The sequence below is a fragment of the Nevskia ramosa DSM 11499 genome, assembly GCF_000420645.1.
Classification (GTDB): Bacteria; Pseudomonadota; Gammaproteobacteria; order Nevskiales; family Nevskiaceae; genus Nevskia; species Nevskia ramosa.
Map to the genome: position 1 here is coordinate 74832 of NZ_ATVI01000011.1, position 19256 is coordinate 94087.

Annotated in this window: 11 protein-coding genes; 5 read left to right on the forward strand and 6 right to left on the reverse strand. The window is 57.8% G+C overall.

Features of this window, described 5'->3' with window-relative positions; genetic code table 11:
- Positions 1 to 96: 96 nt before the first annotated feature.
- From G513_RS0118170 to G513_RS0118185, 3 genes are all read right to left on the reverse strand, one after another.
- Positions 97 to 441 (reverse strand): hypothetical protein, encoded by a 345-nt coding sequence (locus G513_RS0118170; RefSeq protein WP_022978293.1) that lies wholly within the window; start codon positions 439 to 441, stop codon positions 97 to 99.
- The gene (locus G513_RS0118175; RefSeq protein ID WP_084711616.1) at positions 429 to 7568 is read right to left on the reverse strand and encodes an FG-GAP-like repeat-containing protein; all 7140 of its coding nucleotides are present in this window, start codon (positions 7566 to 7568) and stop codon (positions 429 to 431) included. The genes G513_RS0118170 and G513_RS0118175 overlap by 13 nt, the downstream gene beginning before the upstream one ends.
- 266 nt (positions 7569 to 7834) lie before the next feature.
- Positions 7835 to 8161 carry a hypothetical protein gene (locus tag G513_RS0118185; protein ID WP_156891796.1) on the reverse strand — a complete coding sequence of 109 codons (327 nt, stop codon included), beginning with the start codon at positions 8159 to 8161 and terminating at the stop codon, positions 7835 to 7837.
- A 3089-nt stretch (positions 8162 to 11250) separates the two neighbouring features.
- On the opposite strand from G513_RS0118185, the gene G513_RS25175 reads away from it, so the two are divergent.
- Positions 11251 to 11619, forward strand: a complete 369-nt coding sequence (locus G513_RS25175; RefSeq protein WP_051144495.1) for a hypothetical protein — start codon at positions 11251 to 11253, stop codon at positions 11617 to 11619.
- Positions 11620 to 12403: 784 nt separating this feature from the next.
- Here the strand turns inward: G513_RS25175 and G513_RS0118200 are convergent.
- From G513_RS0118200 to G513_RS0118210, 3 genes are all read right to left on the reverse strand, one after another.
- Positions 12404 to 12742 carry a hypothetical protein gene (locus tag G513_RS0118200; protein WP_022978297.1) on the reverse strand — a complete coding sequence of 113 codons (339 nt, stop codon included), beginning with the start codon at positions 12740 to 12742 and terminating at the stop codon, positions 12404 to 12406.
- A 23-nt stretch (positions 12743 to 12765) separates the two neighbouring features.
- Positions 12766 to 15324, reverse strand: coding sequence for an MBL fold metallo-hydrolase (locus tag G513_RS0118205; RefSeq protein ID WP_169560693.1), 2559 nt, complete (start codon positions 15322 to 15324; stop codon positions 12766 to 12768).
- Positions 15325 to 15993: 669 nt separating this feature from the next.
- On the reverse strand, positions 15994 to 16551 hold the full coding sequence (locus tag G513_RS0118210) for an HNH endonuclease (protein WP_022978299.1): 558 nt from the start codon (positions 16549 to 16551) through the stop codon (positions 15994 to 15996).
- A gap of 279 nt (positions 16552 to 16830) precedes the next feature.
- Between G513_RS0118210 and gloA the strand changes: the two genes are divergently transcribed.
- The 4 genes from gloA to G513_RS0118230 all read left to right on the forward strand — a co-directional run bounded on the left by gloA (position 16831) and on the right by G513_RS0118230 (position 19221).
- Positions 16831 to 17271 carry a lactoylglutathione lyase gene (gloA, locus tag G513_RS0118215; RefSeq protein WP_022978300.1) on the forward strand — a complete coding sequence of 147 codons (441 nt, stop codon included), beginning with the start codon at positions 16831 to 16833 and terminating at the stop codon, positions 17269 to 17271.
- A 169-nt stretch (positions 17272 to 17440) separates the two neighbouring features.
- Positions 17441 to 18070, forward strand: coding sequence for a peptide-methionine (S)-S-oxide reductase MsrA (msrA, locus tag G513_RS0118220; RefSeq protein WP_022978301.1), 630 nt, complete (start codon positions 17441 to 17443; stop codon positions 18068 to 18070).
- Between the two features lie 19 nt (positions 18071 to 18089).
- Complete coding sequence (gene msrB, locus G513_RS0118225) at positions 18090 to 18581, forward strand: peptide-methionine (R)-S-oxide reductase MsrB (protein WP_022978302.1); 492 nt, start codon at positions 18090 to 18092, stop codon at positions 18579 to 18581.
- A gap of 40 nt (positions 18582 to 18621) precedes the next feature.
- Positions 18622 to 19221 (forward strand): cysteine hydrolase family protein, encoded by a 600-nt coding sequence (locus G513_RS0118230; protein ID WP_022978303.1) that lies wholly within the window; start codon positions 18622 to 18624, stop codon positions 19219 to 19221.
- Positions 19222 to 19256: the final 35 nt, after the last annotated feature.

The following is a 19256-nucleotide window of genomic DNA, read 5'->3' on the forward strand; positions in this document are numbered from 1 at the left end:
GCCAGCGTTTAGAGCGACGAAAAAGCGCGCTAGGCAAGGGCCGCGCTCGCGCGCTACCAGCAGAGTGTCAGAAAGGCGGCGTAGTCTCTGCTCGGTCTATGTCTTCCGCTCTATTGCCATGTAGCGGTTGTCGAAGATAACGAACCCCTCTTTGCTATCGGGGCCAGCGGACTTAGCAACTCGATAAACAAGGAAGTCCTTCCGCGAATAGACTCCGCGTACCTCGTATCGTTCGCCCGGCAGAAGCTGCCCTTGTGGAGCCCCGTCCGAACCATCGATGCTCTCGGGCGCGAACGAGTACAGCGGGGCGCCGCCGTTCGTCACAACGAGGTCCTCCTTCCGCCCGCACCCGCTGAACAACAGCATGACCAAGGTCGCCCCTGCGAACTTCGAAAGAAACTGTCGAGCCGTCTCGGCCTTTTCCACATTCATCGTGTCCATGGCGCGTTATCGGATGGGTAGTACCACGGCGAAGTCTTCTGTGTCGTCGCGGGATAAACGTTCGTACGACTCACAAGGCCTGAATTCAGCAGCGTGTTGCCCAAGTTGACCGGCAAGATGTTGACTCCGATCGGATGACCGATCGACGCCAGTCCGATCGTCAGTGGCGCCCCGCAGTTCTGGATGTAGTTGTAGCTGTCGCTGTACGAAGATACGTAGCTCTCAAGGCGAGACGCCTCACCGGCCGACAAACTAAGTTCGCTGCCGACAGTTGAGCGGAAGCTGTTCTTCGCCATGTATTCATCAAAGGGCAATTCATGCATCCCGCCCGGCCCCAAGGTGTAAACGGTATCGCCGATCCGGGTAGCCACATGGCCGAACGACGATGCTCCCCATCCCGTCGGCTCGTGAATGAGCGCTTCTACACGCCTCGCCTGCATCTCTTGCGACGCCTGATTCAACGCATAGCTAAACGCCGAGGTCACGGCCCCGTTGGCAAACTTCCCTCCGCCGATTTCGGAGACGGTTCCGCCGAGTGCGGCCGATAGTATCGTTCCAGTTGCGTTGTTCGAAGCGAATTCTGCGATACCGGGAGCGAAAAAGGCACTCACCCCGGTGCTGGCGAAGCCCGTTCCAAACTTTCCGCCCTGCGCGACGCTGACGGTACCTCCGACAAGGCCATGCGCCACGGCTTTCTCCAGCATGCGATCCCATTGCCCCCATGCCACATCCTTGCCTAGTGTCTGGCCGATGCCTGCGAACGCGGCACCCACCACAGCACCAACCAAAGCAGCCTTCAGGTCGCCTCCGCTAGTGATGAGCCCCCCTGTAAACCCGCCGATGGCTCCTGCGATCGCTGCCTGTCCGGCAGTGAGTGCTGCGGCGGATCCTAGACCAAGGTAGGCAGCAGCCGCATAGGGAGCGGCGACCGCAATGGCAATCGCGGTCAGCGTCTTCCAGTTGTCACCAATGAAATTCCCGATGCTTTTGAAGATACTGCCGATCGAGAAATAGCCGGTCGGGTCGGTTGCCGATAAGGGGTTGTTCCAGGCGTAGCTATAGCGGTTGTAGGACTGGAGATTGTTGGGGTCCTGGATGAACGGGTCGGGGGACAGGAAGCGGCCGATCTCGGGATCGTAGACCCGGCCGCCCATGTGGATCAGGTTCACCGTGTCGAGCATCTCGTGCCCGGTGTAGCCCTTGGCGATCGGAAACTTGAGGCTCGACGGGTTGCCGTAACCGTCGTCATCGCGCCGTTTGCCCCAGCGGTCGTAGCCGAAGCCCGGGCTGCTGCTCATCAGCGCCAGATTCTGCCCCGTCGGGTTGGTCATTGCCTCGATGCTGCCCAGCCGGTCACTGTGCACATACAGCAGGTTGCGCGCGCCACTGCTCGGATAGCTGCTGAGCTGGGCGACAATCCCGCTGGGGGCGACGATCAGCTCCCGGTAATAACTGCCTTCGCTCGAAGTGCTGTGCAGTTCGGAGATCGCACTCAGATACAGGATCGTGCGGCTCACCTGGCCCGGCGCGCTGGCCACTTGGCGTCGCTTTTCCCGGTCCGGTCCATACATGAATTGCGACTTGGCCGTGCCCTGGGTGACCTGCGTCGGCAGGTTGTAGCTGGCCCAGGTGTAGCTGCGTCGTCCGTTGGCGGCGTCGCCAAAGGCCATGTTGCCGTTGGCGTCGTAATCGTAGGATTTGCCGCTGGTGCCGGTGACCGCGTGGGGCCGTCCCGACGCGTAGTCATAGGTGCCTGTGTCGTTCTGCGACTGGATATTGGCGAGCCGGTCGTAACGGGTATTGCTTGTCACGGTGGCCTCGGCGGCGGCGACCGTGTTGTCGTACAGGCGGTTCAGGACGTCGTAGCTCGTGGTCTCGGTGTAAGCCAGTGCCGAGACGAAGTTCTGACGCTTCGTGGAATTGCCGTTGGCGTCCCACTCGTAGCGCCAGTTCTGCAACGTGGCCGAGCCGCCAGGGCCGCTCTGGATCATCTCGGTCTGGCCCACCGCCTGATCGCGGTAGACCGCGGTGACGATACCGTTGCCTAAGCTGTACTCCGATACCTTGCCCCATTCGTCCCAGGCTTCGGCACGCCAGTAGCGCTCGCCGTCGGCACTGTTGCGGCGCAGTTCATTGAGTGCGCCTTGCGGGTTGTACAAATGCTTGAGCACCAGACCGGAAGGGTACGTCAGCAGGTCGACGCGGTTCTTCTCGTCATACGAATACGAAGTGACCGGTTGCACAGCACCGCCGAGCGTCAAGGCTTCGCGCCGCAGATTGCCGACGCTGTCGTACTCAACCAGCTTCTTGAACAGCTCGTTACCGGATGGTTGGGTCATGCGGACGCTGCTCAGCGCACCCTTGCGTAGCGTGTCGAAGGTCCAGACCGTTTTTCCCTCCGGCTCGTCGCGCTGGATCATCCGGCCCAAGCTGTCGTAACTGAGCTTGACCGTCTGCGCTTTGGCGTCGGTCTGTGAAACCAGTTCGCCGTAGCCGTTGTAAACATAGGTCCAAGCACCCATGTCTGGATCGTTCATCGCGATCTTGCGGCCGCGGCGGTCATAATCGATGACGACGGCGTTGTTGGCGGGGTCAGTGGTGCGTTCGAGGTTGTCGTAGGCGTCGTAGTCGTAGCTCAGCACTTCATTGAGATGGTTGGTGACCGAAACCACCTTGCCCATCGCGTTGACGACACGCAGCGTCCGCGCAGCGCGCGGGTCGACCATTTCGCTGCTCAGACCGCGATAGCTCGTCTTGACTACCCGGCCGGCAGGGTCGCTTTCCCTGGCTGGCGACCGGACCTCGATCGGTCGGCCGATGGTGTCGTAGATCGTCGTGTTCCAGAAGGTCTGGCCACTGGTGTCGTAGCGCGGCATCGACACCTGGGAGACCCGGCCCTTGGCGTCGTACTGGGTCTGCGCGTACAGCCATCTTCCGTTCGGCCCGAGCGAAGCGCGACGAATCTCACGCTCATAACGGTCGTAGATGCTGATTGATGCCGAGCCGTTCGAGGCGGTGCTCTGTACCGCATAAAGGCCGGTGAGTTCGCCGAAACATCCATCCACGCGCTCAGAACACCACTCGCGACTAGTCTGACTGACGATGTACTTGCCGCTCTGGATGAAGCTACTGCCGCTGCCACGGCCGAAAGGGTCGTAGCTGAAACTGGTGAACAGGCCATTGGCATCGGTCGCAGTCAGGACGTTGCCGGTCGCGGGGTCGAGTTCGCGGGAAGCACAATGATTGAGCGCGTTGCAGTCGCTGGTTCCGAAGCGCCGAAAATAAGGGGAGGCGCTGGAAAAGCCACTGCTCGATTGCCGCGATGAAAGCACCGGTGCGGAAGCGCCCGGCACGTAGGCGGAGACGGTCGTGTTGGTAATGTTCCCGACAGCATCACGGACATAGGTGGTTTTCGCGTAATCGTAGGTCCCGGTGCGGTCCGGCTCGACGTACTCCGCGGCTAGTAGGCCGCTGCTTGCGTTGTAATCGAAAGCAGATACCCGCGATTCGCTATCGCCTTCTGGGTTGGTTCGCGTGACTTCGACGCGCCGCAAGCGGCCAAGGCGCCAGTTGTTGGTGTCGTTCTCGAAGGTGTTGACGGAGGTCGTGCGAAACGCAGTGCCCCCTACTTCGGAGCCTTCGTAGACGCTGACTGTGGACGTCCGCAGATTGCCGTAAGTAGCGTAATCGCCGTAGACATAGTCATACGTGGAAACGGTCGTCGTAACCAGGCTCACGTAGCCCAGCGTGGTCTCGTATGCCTTGGCGACGCTGCGCTCTGCGAAAACGAAACGGCTGCCCTGTGCGCCCGTCAGAACCTTATAAGTGTTCTCAGCTGCCGAGATCAGCAAGTTAGGACTCAGGATTTTCCGCTCCACTTTGGACGCCATGCCGGTGAACGGGAAATCCTGTCGAAAGCTCGTGGATTCACCGATGCCGGTCTGCTCATCCTGAATGTCGAAGCGGGCGAAGCCGAGCGGACCTCTTCCCTGCAGGTTCAAGCGGGAAGCGCTGTATCGATAAATCGAGAAGCGCGGGGACAAATCCTCCGCCTGCGTGCGATGGCGCGAAACGACGTACTGCGGAACATTCAGCCGCCGCAGCGGGAAAGCGGCTGAGACATTCGGATCGTCTGAGTAGACCGACGCGGCTGTCAGTGGAAGGTATTCGATTGCGACCTGTGCACCGAAACCGTTGGTGATCGTGCCGACCCGAAGATTGGGCGCACCTTGGAACTTGGCGAGACGCATCGCGCCGTTCTTGTTGCCATCTTTGGAGAAGACCAGCAGATCGGCTTTTCCGTCACCGTCGTAGTCGCCCGGGTTCAGGGCGTAATCCGAGGGCACGCCGGAGAAAGCGGCGGCGATAGTTTCCGAACTCGTGAAGTTGCCGGTGCCAGTTCCCGCTGCCAGAAGTAGGTCGTGTGGCGAGCTTTGTTTGAACCAGGCAACGTCGACGACGCCATCTCCGTCATAGTCGGACGCCGCGGGTCGCCAGGTTCCGGAGCTTGGCAAGGTGACGGTAGAGAAGGTTGCCGCGTTAAACGCTCCTGTGCCTTTCGACAGAAAAGCATAGTGATAGGCGTTGACCCCGCTGGTCCTTACGAAAACCAGATCGGCATAGCCATCGCCGTTCGTGTCGCCGACGATCGGGGCGTTCTGGCTGACATCCGTTGTCATGAGGCTCGTCGCGCCGGTGCAGGCGGTCAGTTCCAGGCAGACGTAGGTGGATACGCCGTTGCCGTCGAGACGCAGCATCACCAGATCGGCTTTGCCGTTTGCATTCAAATCGGCGAGGTATGCACGATAGGCGCTCAGATTGGCCGCCCCCAACGGATTGGACCACGTCGAGCCCGATTGCCAGCCAGTACTGGTTGAATAAATGATGCGAAGCCGTAACTCGCCACTACTGCCAACGAGCACGATATCGTCCCGGCCGTCACCATCGACGTCGCCGGATAGCATCTGCGTGATATCGCTTGGTGCGGATACGTTGCTGGTCAGGTTCGGCGGTTGCGTGCGGCAGTATGGACAAGACGGAGGTTGATCCGAGCATGCAGCGCCAGACGGAATATCGAGCGCCCCGCCCTGGAACCCTGCAAATGTGTAGTTAGTCTGTCCGAAGATGAAGTAAAGAGGATTGCCACAGCCTGACTCTTTGTAGAAAACGGCGACGTCGGCGTTACCATCCGCATTGAAATCTCCTGCCACCCAGCGAGATTGAGTAGTATTAGGAAGCTCCGGTCGACTGTAGCCCCCGACTTTTGTAGCGCCAGCTTTCGGAAACACCGAGATGCTGAGATTCCCTCCGCTCAGGCTGACATCAATGAAATCCGCATAACCATCACCATTGACATCCGCTGGAGTTCGGCCCGAATTTCCGTTGTCTTCGAACCTTCCGACGTTCGTGCTCACGATCGAACTCGAAGCCATGCCGACTGCCGGTGCCCAGGCGAACGTCGTGGAGGGGAGACATCTCGTTGCTGCCGCGCCTGCGCACTCCTGTACGCTGGTTAGTGCATAGCGGTTCAGTGAAGCGGTTTTTGCCGCGACCACCGCTGCCTTGGCCGGCGGGGCATTAGTCTTCGCGATACTGTTGGGGAGAACGTTGCATGGCCTTCTGGGCACGCAGGGCGGAGGTGTGGTTCCTGGCGGGTTCGTGGAGCTCGCTTCGGATGGGCCGTGGTAGGTAAAACTCCAGGAGCGAACAATCGTTGCGCCGTCGTTGATCGAGGACTCGACGCTATTCAGAATGTAATTGCGCGAAAACCACGCGCCATGCATGAAGCCGCCTGGAATGTAGCCGTTACGAGTGGCGTACTTGAAGGTCACCCTCAGGTTCGCTGGAGAGCCTACGGCCGAATTGCCGCCGTACCGGATTTCGCGGATGCGATAACTGCTGGCGTCGACCGTGTAGAGGTAATCAATGGAATTGCCGAGGGAATCCTCGGTGCGGCTCAGCAGCCAGGCATGTGTGCCGTTTGCGCTGGTCCATTGCGCACCGGTACCGCCATAAGTCATCTTCAATCCCGACTTGGTCTCGACCGTCCAGGTTCCGGGATTCAAAGCTGTGCCGCCGCTGGATCTGATGCGGCTGAACGATTCAATCTCCGTGGCATAGGTGGCGCCGACCGCGCCGTAGGACTGCGTGGTGACCAGCCTCTGGCCGTCCAGGCAGTAGCGATCGAGCGAGTCGAAATCGATGCCGTCAGCGTTGCCGGCGCCATCCTGCGCGATAGTGGAAGGACAGCGGCCGATCTGCGACAGGCCGGACATCCCGAATCCCAAACCCATCGTCGCGTCCGGCGCCGCCGAGCCGTATTCGATCGCGAGTTGCGGCGTCATGCCCCCCAGTCCCGGTGGCAAGGACAGCGGCATGCGGTAACTCGAAGCGCCTGCGGGGGAGACTTGGAAGGAGCCGGCCGAGGAGCCCACGAGGATCGGTCCCGACGATCCTCCGCCATTGCTGGACGAATCGAAGCTACCGCTCGCGCTCGCGAACAAAGTGCTTTCTAACACCCCGCCCATTGATGTCATCAGGTCGGCGCGGCCATCGTTGTTCGCTTGGACCAATGCCACGATCAAGCCCGCGCGGCCAAGATCGATCCCGATGTCCGCGTAATTGAGGCGCTGACGAATCGTGGGTGATCCATTGCTGGCGCTAGTGGTCAACAGCAGGCTGAGACCGCCAGGTGTCAGCGCCCGGACCAGCAGTTCCACTGAACCGTCTGCGTCCGTGTCCCCGAAAATCAGCTGATGAGTTCCACTTCTCCAGACCGGACTTCCGACCATCGCTGACGAGGGGTCGGTTACGATTGAATAAGCGCCACTAGCGTTCGAAAGTACGACGAAGGTGTTGCGCCAGCGCATCAAAACGGGAATCAACACGTCGTAATCGATCAGGACGATGTTGCTTTTCGCCTTCAACAAGAGATCCGGGTAACCGTCCGAGTTGACATCACCGCTGAAAACCTCGTATGCCGCATCGCGCAGCGCGTCTTCATACGGAGGGGGTATGGTCGCGACAGCCGGCACGCTGACCGATGACACGAACACGGCGAGCAAAAAACATCCGACACGTCGCCAAAGTGGCAGACGTTGAATCGCGACCAGATTTTCGACTCCCATCTGCAGTTTCTCCCCTGCGACGTACTGCGCGTCCAGTGCTTCGTTACTCTTGGGATTTTATGTAGGACAATGTCAACGTGATGTTCACGAAAATTGACGTAATCGCTGCCTTTTCATTGGTGTGTGAAGTGCGTCACAAATGCCATCTTCAGCAATCGATCATCTCGCCCGTGACACCCGCAGAACAGACACAGCGTTGCTGGCAGTTAATCCGACACTGCACCGGTAAAAGGTCGCCTCAACGCATCGGCCATCGATGCTGACAACTAACCTTGCATGCCGAAACTATCGATGTTGCAGCTGACGTTGTCGTAGCGAACAAAGACCATCCTTGCCGAGATCTTCGCAGCGAGAATCAGAGCAAAATAGCGATTGACTTCATCTGTCGACGTCTGGCTCGGGAGGTTCAATTTTCCATCGGGGCAGGTGGCTCCGGTGTACCAAGTCGTCACGACCCCGCCAACGTAGTTTTCGAGCTTCCAGGCCGTTGGAACCTCATAGAGATGCACAACGGCCGCTTGAGACGGCGCACCGATCGATAAAGCACTACTCAAAAACGTTGCCGAAAATATCTTAGTGGCAGTCTTATTCATGCATGGCCTTCTGTTTAACTACTATACGAGAGCGTTGTTTTTTCTCTTTCAAGCCACAGATCTCTTATATCCGGTAGAGCGAGGCCACTTATCTTCGCAATCATAGTAAGTTGCGAAGATGAATATCGGCTAGATATCTACCGACTTCATCACCGGACATTAAGAAATGCAAATGTCGGATACGCAGTCAAGTGCGGATAGCAGGTTTCCGCTATATACAATTGAACTGGTCTACCCGCTGTAAACGCCACCGTTAGTACGGAAAGTGTACTTTTCCCGTTCGTGACCTCCGTACTCCATCGAACCGAGACGCTGTTGCAGGATGGTGGTCCGACATCTTCACCCGATATGGTTATGTCGCAACTGGGTCCTCCGACATCGCATCCGACACTCAAGATGTTTCTAGGTGTTGAGTAAACTTGTGCATCCGATTGATTAGATAGAAAAAATAGACGGCCCCAAATGTCCAAGCAATAAATGCCTCATTGCCATGTCCGCAAATTTCGAAGTTCAGCTGTTACGCTTTCGAAAATCTCTGTCAATCTTCATAGAACATAGAGCGGCTGCCTTTTTGCTTGGCTATTTCAAATCGATCCCTAGAAGACTTTCGCTTTGTCCTGGTGATTAAAAGGAGCCAGTCGAGCAGACCCCGTTTCCCACGGCATAGATCAAGCTTCCAGTAGTTTTTGCAGTAATCGCCATCGCATCTGCGATTGGCTTAGTGGCGTTGACGGATCAATAGAAAAAGCCATACCCGTGCCGGTCGGACAACTACTTGACGTACCGCCGGCGAAGCCGCCGTTTGCGACGATCAGGTAGACGGCTCCGTTGTACGCGCTGACATTGGTCACAACGCCTTGGTATGACGATCCCACCGCCAAGAAAGGGACTGCCTCCCCAAAGGGCAAGCACAACGACAAGTAGCGGCGACACCCCTTGATCAAGCTCCTTCCCCAAGGTAGAAATTCACTTTTTACTGACAATACTTATATTTTCTTATAATTTTCGTCTGTGTAATCGGATGCTGTTGCTAGCCTCACTGACTTCCTTGGCGTTTCCAAGGCCGATGTTTTCCCTTTTGTGAACTACGTCACAGTTTGAACATCCAGGTGCTTAAAAACCGGTCGCTTAAATTATTTAGATGATGTGATTATTTGACGAGTGCCAAAGACGCCGTAATGTCGGCGTATGTATTCCTCGTGTCGATGTTGGTGAGCAGGCCCGCGCATGGCAGCAATCTAGTGAGCTTCGTAATGCGGAAAAGCACAGCAGATCAATTTATTACAATGCCATCTTCATGATGAGGCCCGCCAATGAAATACATTTCAGCGCTGTGTCTGGCTTCATACCTGATATCCAACTCCGCTACTGCTGCAGTCTCATGCACGGAAACCATATTAAGTGTGGTTAATCATTCAAATGGAAACGTGTATTTTTCTACAGACGTTACTTGTGGCGTAGGCTGGTGTCAGTTGGCGGGTAGCGCTGAATTCGTTCAGAAGGGCTACGCGATGCTGATGGCAGCACAGATAGCAGGGAAGAAGATTGCTTTCGAATGGCCAGGGTTATCCACTTGCACTCAGAACGCACCGTACTCTTCACCGGCGTATATGCTCATGTATAACCAGTAATGACTGGAAATTTTACGGTTTTGTGGAATTTTTCAATAAAATTTATTTGATGCTGTCGTGTGCCCGGTTATCGTTTTCTTTCGTTTTTATACAAACCGGAGATTTTAGCAATGATTAAGAGATTGACGCTTTCTTTTTTTCGTCTCATCTTCAATTAGTTCATCTGCAGACGAGTGAACTTCAGATTTCAAGATTGCAGATCTTTATGTCTCAGCACCGCAAAACTATCATTATAGGGTTTACGGCATGGCTCCAATATCAGCATGCGTTAATAGTCCAAATTGGGCTTATGTTAACGAAGATGACCCGGGAGCCAAGGATTCCATCGCGGCGCTTTTATCAGCTCGCGCGGTCGGAAAGACAATTAGAATACTCGTCAGCCCCGTCAATGGCTTTTTTCACATCGTGGAATTGCATCTCCGTTAAAGCTGATTTTCGATAATTTTATCATCGTAAATCGCCTTGCACTTTCTAAATTTGTTCTGCGATCTGGTTGATCGCGGTCCAGAGAGCCACGCGTTCTTCAGCCTATAGAGCGTTTTGGAACACTAATGAGAACGTTAATCGCACTATTTGTTCTCGCTTTTCACGTGTGTGCAGTAGCGGGAAACGGGACTGGAAAAGTAGGGAAGATCCTTGTGGGTCTTCAGGGAACGCGAATTTTTATTGAGCTACTTGATCCAATCGTTCTGAACTGGCCATGCGGCAGTGTGCGCGCAGACGGCTTCCGCTACGAATTTACTCTTACACAGGGTGCTAGTAAGGAAATGCTTGCTGCAACTTTAGCGGCCCAAGCTTCCGGGAAATCTGTGCAGGTCGTTGGCACGGGCACCTGCACCGGCGACACTATGGAAGAATTGCAGTATGTCGTTGTCTCACCTTAGCGTTATTCTGCGTCGCCTCCATCCGTCGTACGCGCGATCATCGAGGTGGTAGCCATGCGTAGGAATTGGACATATTGCTTACTTCTTGCTTTTAGCGTTGCGCCATTAACAGCCCATGCTGAAGGTTGCGCTAAAGTTGTCTCTATTGGCGTGTGTTGGAGTGGTTTTAACGCCGTAGTCGCTCAAATGGACAACGGCGACAAACTGTATCTCGGCAATCTAAGCGATGAGCTCGGTAGAGCAAGACTAAGTATTGGATTGTCTGCCCAAGCAAGCCAAGAGAACGTGTGCTATCAAATTCAAAGCACGAGCACGTACTGCGCAGCGCCACGTGGGGTCGCAGAATGGTGGGTGCAGGGTCGACCCCTTTTCTAGAACCGCCTAGCATCGCCGTCAATGCATTGTATGGGCTGCATTCAAAAAAATACGGTGCGCCAGTTGTGGTCATCGACTAGTAAAGCGCTCCGTTAATTCTCGGTGCTGACGTTCGGCGACTGTATGTGAATTCAGGCTTAACCCTCGCCCCAGCGCCGCCTCAGAAGTAATTTTCTACTCTTCCGAAGATTTACTATCCATGAAAAGAAAGTTGCGTCAGAAGGTCATCATTTTTATTAAGTTATCTAAATACCTTTCTCTTATTTTTCTCTTTTTGTGGGTAATTCCGTCTGATGCTGGTGAAGCTATCGGGTACAGAAGCATTATCGGCATGGGCTGCCATCGGACGGATCCCACGTGTTGGGCGGTCGTTGAAGGCGCAACCTTCGGACCCGCCGGTTGCCCAAACAATATTCAAGTTCGCTGGGACTCCAGCACAGACGGCGGGAAGTCCGACCTGGCGCTGATCATGATGACTTATGCCTCAGGCAAGAAGGTCAATTTCACGGTAAGTAGTACTTGCTGGAATGGCTTTCCTACCTTTGATTGGCTGGAGGTTGGTTATTGATATAGATGAATGCCGTTAGTCTCTTCGAATCTGCGTGGCGTAACCGTGCTGCAGCTTGCGTCGAGCATTGCGACGGGCAAGGTGATGCCTCCGAAAAGGAGCTCTGGCCTCGCTTCTAGAACGGCAAGTAGCTGGTCAATGAAGACGTGCTTTCTTCTACCGTCTAGCGATGATTCAGAAAATGGGTATAGCCGTTGCTAGTCGGCAGGTAGCCGATTTCGTCGATGCTCAACCGAGTCGTCTATGAAATTGCGGCTGACGAAGTCGGGGAATTGGTCTTGTTGCTGTGTGTCGACGAGGAAAACCTGAGATTCAAGGTGCACACGAAGCGGGCTTCCGTGCTGGCTTGGATCGCGATATAGGGAGGCGCCAGACGTGTCCCGCCGATGCCGAAAGGCCGGCAGCACACCGTTCTCTGAGTCCTCGGAGAAAGAGAATCGGATAACTCCTGCGTCGTCTTCTGGATCTTGCCGAGGGCGAACGGGCAATCGAATTCTTCTAGTGTCTCGATGAGGGGGAAACCGACGAGATTCTCCGGGATGCTGCAGGTCCAGCTGCCGCGCCTACATTTCGAGCTTGAGCAGGCCTTACAGAAATTCGGAGAAGGTCCGCTGATTCGGGACCGCCTTGGCGACGAGCTGGGGATAGACACCCCCACATGGAACCGTTCAAGCACTAGTCGGGGTATCGACCATCGGCATCTCATAACCATTGATACAAAACATCAGGCTGTGCTCATTCGACCCTTTTGCAAATCAACTCGCAAAATGACTTCGGGCTTGAATTAGCCCTGGATGATGCGAATGTGCCCGTCGACGAATTCGGCGACCTTGGCGCTGCCGCCCTTTTTGGGTTGCACCAAGACTGTTTTGTGATCCTTCGACTGCTTTTTGAACTTCACCGGGGCAATCGCGTCGACCACGCCTGATTTCGGGCGAAAGTATTTTTTGCGCAGGGTCGTCAGTTCGACCCCCTTTTTTACGTGTGGCATGGCAGAACTCCCCATATCGACCAAAGGCTGCGATTTCGTTACTACCTTCCAGCCCTTGAGATCGCGCGCGACGGCCTTTGCGACGGTCGTCTCCGCGGTCTTGCGCGCAATTTGCGTAGTCTTCCTAAGCATTGTCGAGGCTCCTATTAATTCTGCTACCAGCCCAACCCGAGGCAAGTGAATTGCGCTCGGTTCTTCAGACGGTAGGCCAACGCGGAGGGTTCAAGCCTCCCCATATTCTGCGCGATCAGCTTGCCATAATCCTGCCTAGCGGCGAATAGTGCGGCCGCCGGCCCCTTCTGGGCTGCAAGGTGTTGCCAGAACGCCAGATGCAAAGGCAGGGCGGGATTCACAGTTGGCGAGGCGTTTTCGCCCGAGTAGTGTGAGCCGGTGCAGCCGACAAAAGCGTTGGCGCCGGCTTTGAGATAACTCAAGGCGATGGAGCGTCCGGCGAGGCGGGGCGTCGGCAAGTCCTTGTGCTCGGCCTCGCTGGCTTTCTCGCTAACGGTCAGTGCGCCCCAGCAGCAGCCGGCGAAAGCAACTCCCTCGAACGACCGGGGCACGCTGTCAATCGTGAAGGCAATCGTGCCATTGCCGTTCTGGCGCTCGCCAGTAAAGCGCGTGGCATCATCCTCGGCACCGTGCAGCATCAGGTAATGGCAGTTGGCGGCGAGATCGAGAGGGAGAATCTCGCCAGCGAGAAACATCTCGCTGACCTTGAGCTTCGCCGAGCCGCTCAGGGCCTTCCAGACCTTATCGGCGAACGGCCGTTTGACATTGCGGATACCGAAACGGCTACTGGGATCGACCGGCCGGGCTGTCAGTGCGGTCAGGAACAGGGCGGAATCGTGTGCATCGGGGATGCGCGAAACCGGCAGCTCCGGTAGCCGATCGCCATCGAGGTCGGCATAGCCGTCATCGCTCCAAACAACGTAGTTGTCAAGATCATCAGCGGCACTGTCCAAGGCCTGCCGTACCTCGCTGGGCAGCACGTCTATGATCGACGACGGCACGACATCGTACCCGCCGGCAATCACAACTCCTTTGATAATAGGGTCTTGCTGCAGCATTTTAATTGCAGCGGCCTCCGGATCCCCGGATACACGCGCCAAGTCGCAGAGTTGCTGGCCAGCGACGCGGATGGCGTCCAGTGCGAGCTTCGCTTCCTCGCGGCCGATATTGGCGGCTAGGCGCTCAGAATGGGTCACGAATAACAGCTTCGGCAGCTTGCGCGACAAAACAATGTTGCCATGCGACGGCTCGGAATTGCGCTGAACAGGACGTCGTTCGGAGGGCTCGTCCCCAGGTCGTGGGCGCGCCACCACCTTACCGGCGCTGGGGCCGCCGTGGGAGATGATCTCGATGCCGGCGATGGTCAGGTGAATCGGCGTCTGCGGCAGATTGACGATGATGATCTGCGCTCCCTGCCCAACTTCGGTCGGCAGCGCTGCCGCGACTTGGATCGGCGCTACGACTGGCGTCGTTATCTCGATAGGTTCGTCGTCGAGCACGTTCGGGTCGAAGTTGTTGACCTTACCGCGACTGACTTCGACGGCAGTTTGGTCCTTGCGGTGCGGCCTCACGACGATGCGTCCATTGCGATCTGTACGCGCAAAGGTGATCAAATCCTTGCGCTGCTTGAGCATGTCCAGGGTTTCGGCATCGGGATGGCTGCTGTCACGACTGCCACCACTGTGCACGATGATCTCGGGATCGCCCAGATCAGCCAGAAACATCTCATCCTGGCCATTCCAACTGGTGTGGTGGGTCGTCTTGAACACCTTGTATGGCCCGGCCTTTTTGACCCGCTCGCGCAGGTCGGCAATCTCGCTATCAAGTCCTCGGACGTCCGGCGCCGCGAATTGCATGTCACCGGCCAGTAGGACGCGGGCGCTTGTGGGGCCGAAGGCCAGTGTGATGCTCTGGCAGTTCATGCCACTACCACGTGGATTGCGCGGGTCGGAGAAGCGCGACTGCTGCACAATCTTGCGATAGAGCCGTACTGAATCCAAACTCGAATCGGCAGCGAGTTCGGACCGCACCGCGTCGACCGCATCCTCATTGGTGTTTGAGATCTGATCGGCGGCCAACACCAGTTGGTCCAGGCTCGGGCCAAGCAGTTCCATCTTGGTCGGCTTGAGCTCGGCCACGAGCGCCGCCGGCAGTGGATCGCCAGCGTACTCGATCACCTGCACGCCGGTGCTGACAAGGTCTTCGATCATCTTTGCGTAGCGTGGCTCGACCGTGCTCGCATCCTGTATGAAGTCGGCGAGTTCTCGGTTGCTCAAATCCGACGCGTCTTCCTCGCGTAGCACGGCGGCCAAGGCTTGCGTCGCGGCATCAGCAAGGTCGGAGGTATTGGCGTTTTCTATACTGCGGCCGAAGCCGGCGCGATGATCGGTGATGAGCGCCCAACGCGGCCGGATCACGCCCTCAGTTACGAGCTCCGGCAAACAGCCGATGTGGTCCGCATGGCAGTGCGTCACCACCAGCAACGCGATGTCGTACGGCGGCGGTCGGTTGAAGATGGCCTTGAGCTGGTCAGGAATTGATTCGGTGCCTTTCTGCCCTTTGAAATCGCCGGAATGACTGCCATCGATGAGCACGCTGGTGTCGCCAAAGCGCACCAAAATACATTCACCATACTTGGTACGCCCGACGTCTAGGAAGTGGTACTCGCCCGTTGCCGACGCATCTTCTTCAATCGCCGCCAATGCTCGCTTTCGTGCCTTCGCCATATTCTCCCCCGGCTTCCTACTCTGGCTCTATCTCCTTCACTTCCCGATATGAAAGGCCTGCTTACAAGATCATCCCATCGCGAAGTCAACTAAAAATCGACAAGGAGCGCGCGGCTACGGTGTCGCCTATCGGCCGCATGCCTATCCCGGCAGGTACCGGCTCGCCAAGATTAAGTAGATAAGTCCCCAGCGCCTGTTGCCGCCAAGACGTTGTTCCATTGTCGTTGCCCCCGAGGCTCCCGAACGAGACTGCCACCTCAAGCTCAATGTATACCGACACTTTTTAGGAGTTCAATGGCGGTCAAGACGGCCAGCCGACGCTTGTGCGACGCGGTTCACGATTGGCGATCGTCGAGGGAAGGACTGCATTTGTGCAGGATGATGCAAGCCCGAGTGAGCTTGACCCATGAACAGGGTCTATCTGCGTACGCGTGCTCATCATTCATCGACGGTTATGGCATCCGGCATGGCAGGTGGCTGTCGGGGATGGTCAAGCCGGTGGCCAATGCTGATGAGTGATGCGCTTCGGTCGATGTTTTGGCCATCGCCCCTCCGCAGCCAAGCGATTGATTTTCTTGCCAGCGTCTTTGCAAACCAATTAGCTCAATGATGCAGCCAATTCGCAATGACGGACCTAATTAGCAGCTAACAAGGAACCTTCTTGCGCGCGTAGGCCAGCAGGAACTCCATCTGATCGGCCAGGATCCTGCGGTTCGACAGGATCAGGTACTGGGCCAGGTTCGGGATGTACGGCACGGCCAGCAGCTTCATGCCGGCTTCTTCGGGCGTGCGGTCGTCCTTGTACTGGTTGCAGTTGCGGCAGGCGGTGACGCAGTTTTCCCAGATGCTGCCACCACCTCGGGAAGCCGGAATGATGTGGTCGCGGGTCAGATCGTTCGGCGAGAATTGCCGGCCGCAATACAGGCAGAGATTGCGATCGCGCTGGAACAGGGTGCGGTTGGTCAGCAGCGGCGCGTTGCCGCCACTGAAGCGGCGCGAGCGATCGGCCACCGCGATGATCGAGCCGATCCGCAGTTCCGACGGCAGCCCGGTGCGGCCATTGGTGCCACCGCGAATGATGAATTGCTCGGCACCCGCTTCCCAGCGCACGCAATCGCGTGCGTACAGCGTCGCGGCAGTCTGCCAACGGATCCAGCTGACCGGCATCCCACCAATATCCAGCTTGAGGATCGAGGGCATCATGGTCTTGACTTTAGCCGGTTTCCAAAGGCGTGTGTTCAAGCAAGAACCATGCGCCCGTGATGTTGCAGCAAGGCGTCTGCGCCTCATCCGCAATGACCGGACCTCCGTAAGCAAGCCGGTGGCAACGACGGAACGTCCTTGGCGGAATCCGGTCAGACGAAGCTCCACTGCTTCGTACCGAACGGTAACATCCAGCTTCGGCCCGCAGGCTCCGCTGCCTTGCATTCACCTGCGGCTGCCCCACCTTGCCCTCATCTGGCAGTCATCCGGGAGTGACCCATGAAAATCCTGCACACGATGCTCCGAGTCGGCGATCTCGACCGCTCGATCCAGTTCTATCAGGACGTGCTCGGCCTGAAGCTGATCTCGCGTCGCGACTATCCGGAAGGCCGTTTCACCCTGGCGTTTCTCGGCGCTGAAGATCGCGTCGACGGCGTGCAGCTGGGCGCCGAGCTGGAGCTGACCCACAACTGGGATACCAAGAGTTACGAGCTGGGCAACGCCTATGGCCACGTCGCGCTCGAAGTGGCGGATGCCTATCAGGCCTGCGACATGGTCAAGGCGCGCGGCGGCAAGGTGGTGCGCGAAGCCGGGCCGATGAAGCACGGCACCACGGTGATCGCCTTCGTCGAAGACCCGGATGGTTACAAGATCGAATTCATCCAGCGCAAGTCCGGCCAGGATGCAGCCGCACCTGCTGGCGTGGCTCGCGCTGCGTGAACGATCAGCCATGAATCCGGAACGGCTCGGTGCAGACGCGGCACCGGCTGTTCCGCGACGATTGGCGCATGATTCGCAGCCTCGCTACCTGGCTGCCCTTCGGCCCGGCCGTGTCGCCTTGCGACGACTGCCGATCAGGCCCTGATTCAGCCCTCATGGAGAGCCCCTGATGAACATCGTCTGTGATCTTCCTGCTGCCGCACGACGCGCCGACCACTCCGGCTTCCCCGACCCTGCCCGCGACCTGGGCCCGACCACCGACGGCGCGCAGGAAGCAGTCTTCGCGGCCGGTTGCTTCTGGTGCGTGGAAGCGGTGTTCGAGCGCCTCGATGGCGTTTCCGAAGTGATTTCCGGCTATGCCGGCGGCAATGCCGACAGCGCCAACTACGAAGCGGTCTGCACCGGCCGCACCGACCATGCCGAAGTCGTCAAGATCGTCTACGACCCGGCCGTGATCAGCTACGGCGCGCTGCTCAAGGTGCTGTTCGCGGTGGCCCACGATCCGACCACGCTCGACCGCCAGGGCAATGACCGCGGCCGTCAGTACCGCTCGGCGATCTTCTTCCACGATGAGGCCGAGCGTGACGTGGCCGCCGCCTACATCGCCCAGCTCGAAGCCGCGAAAGTGTTCCGCAGCCCTATCGTCACCGCGCTGGTGCCGCTGGAGAAGTTCTTCACCGCCGAGGTCTATCACCAGAATTACGCGGTGCGAAATCCTGGCCAACCGTACATCGCCGGCGTGGCGCTGCCGAAGGTCGACAAGCTCGAACACAAGTTCGCCGACTACGTCCGCAAATAATCCTCTTTGGAAATCAATCATGGCCAAACCAGAACCCGTCATCGTCAATCCGCCGGTCCCGCCATCCGCCAGCGGCTATGACCTGCGTCCGATCAGCCCGGCGCTGAAGACCGAGCTGGCGCAATCGCTGACTGCCGAAGAGCATCGCGTGCTGCTTGAGCACGGCACCGAGCGCGCCTTCTGCGGCCAGTTCACCGACAACAAGAAGGCCGGCACCTACGCCTGCCGCCTGTGCGGCCTGCCGCTGTTCCGCTCGAACACCAAGTTCGATTCCGGCACCGGCTGGCCGAGCTTCTTCGAGCCCTTCGATCCGGCGCACATCCGCAGCATCACCGATCGCAGCTACGGCATGATCCGCACCGAAGTGCGCTGCCAGCGCTGCGACGGCCACCTCGGCCACGTGTTCAACGACGGCCCCAAGCCGAGCGGCCAGCGCTACTGCCTGAACTCGGTATCGATGGCGTTCTTCGATGAAGGTCAGCCGGTGCCGCAGCACACTGATCTGGTCTGAACGCAGTCTCGCTGTTCAAACAATAACGAGGAGATGAGACATGGCTGAACCGCGCACCCTCACCCAGATTGCCGGTGCCCCGCTGACGCCGTCACCGCTGGCCAGTTCCGCGTTGCTGGTGATCGATCTGCAGAACGAATACCAGAGCGGCGCGCTGCCGCTCGATCAGCTCGACCGCGCGTTGACCGAGACGAAGAAGCTGCTGAGCCTCGCGCGCGCCAACGGCGTGCCGGTGTTCCACTTCCAGCACAAGACCGGCCCCGGCGCGCCGATCTTCGATCCCACCGGCCCCTACTTCGGCCTGATCGATTCGGTGAAGCCGATCACCGGCGAAGCGGTGATCGAGAAGAACTACCCGAACTGCTTCACCGCCACCGGCCTCGACGATCAGCTGAAAGCCAGCGGCCGCACCGAAGTGATCATCGCCGGCGCGATGACCCACATGTGCATCTCCGCCACCGCCCGCTCGGCGTTCGATCACGGCTATCGCGCGACAGTCGTTGCCGATGCCTGCGCGACGCGGTCTTTGCCGGGCGCGCTCGGCGGCAGCATTCCGGCCTCGCAGGTGCACGACACGGCGCTGGCCGAGATTGCCGATGGCTTCAATGTCGTCGTGAAAGATGCGAGTGCCTGGAAGTAACGGCATCCCGTTGAAACAAGCCCGCTGCCCGCAAG

Bases quoted from the DNA above. Each gene is read 5' to 3' on its own strand.
- G513_RS25175 (WP_051144495.1), top strand. From the start codon at position 11,251: ATGAAAAGAAAGTTGCGTCAGAAGGTCATCATTTTTATTAAGTTATCT.
- G513_RS0118185 (WP_156891796.1), bottom strand. From the start codon at position 8,161: ATGAATAAGACTGCCACTAAGATATTTTCGGCAACGTTTTTGAGTAGT.
- G513_RS0118210 (WP_022978299.1), bottom strand. From the start codon at position 16,551: ATGATGCCCTCGATCCTCAAGCTGGATATTGGTGGGATGCCGGTCAGC.
- G513_RS0118175 (WP_084711616.1), bottom strand. From the start codon at position 7,568: ATGGGAGTCGAAAATCTGGTCGCGATTCAACGTCTGCCACTTTGGCGA.
- gloA (WP_022978300.1), top strand. From the start codon at position 16,831: ATGAAAATCCTGCACACGATGCTCCGAGTCGGCGATCTCGACCGCTCG.
- G513_RS0118200 (WP_022978297.1), bottom strand. From the start codon at position 12,742: ATGCTTAGGAAGACTACGCAAATTGCGCGCAAGACCGCGGAGACGACC.
- G513_RS0118230 (WP_022978303.1), top strand. From the start codon at position 18,622: ATGGCTGAACCGCGCACCCTCACCCAGATTGCCGGTGCCCCGCTGACG.
- msrB (WP_022978302.1), top strand. From the start codon at position 18,090: ATGGCCAAACCAGAACCCGTCATCGTCAATCCGCCGGTCCCGCCATCC.
- msrA (WP_022978301.1), top strand. From the start codon at position 17,441: ATGAACATCGTCTGTGATCTTCCTGCTGCCGCACGACGCGCCGACCAC.
- G513_RS0118170 (WP_022978293.1), bottom strand. From the start codon at position 441: ATGGACACGATGAATGTGGAAAAGGCCGAGACGGCTCGACAGTTTCTT.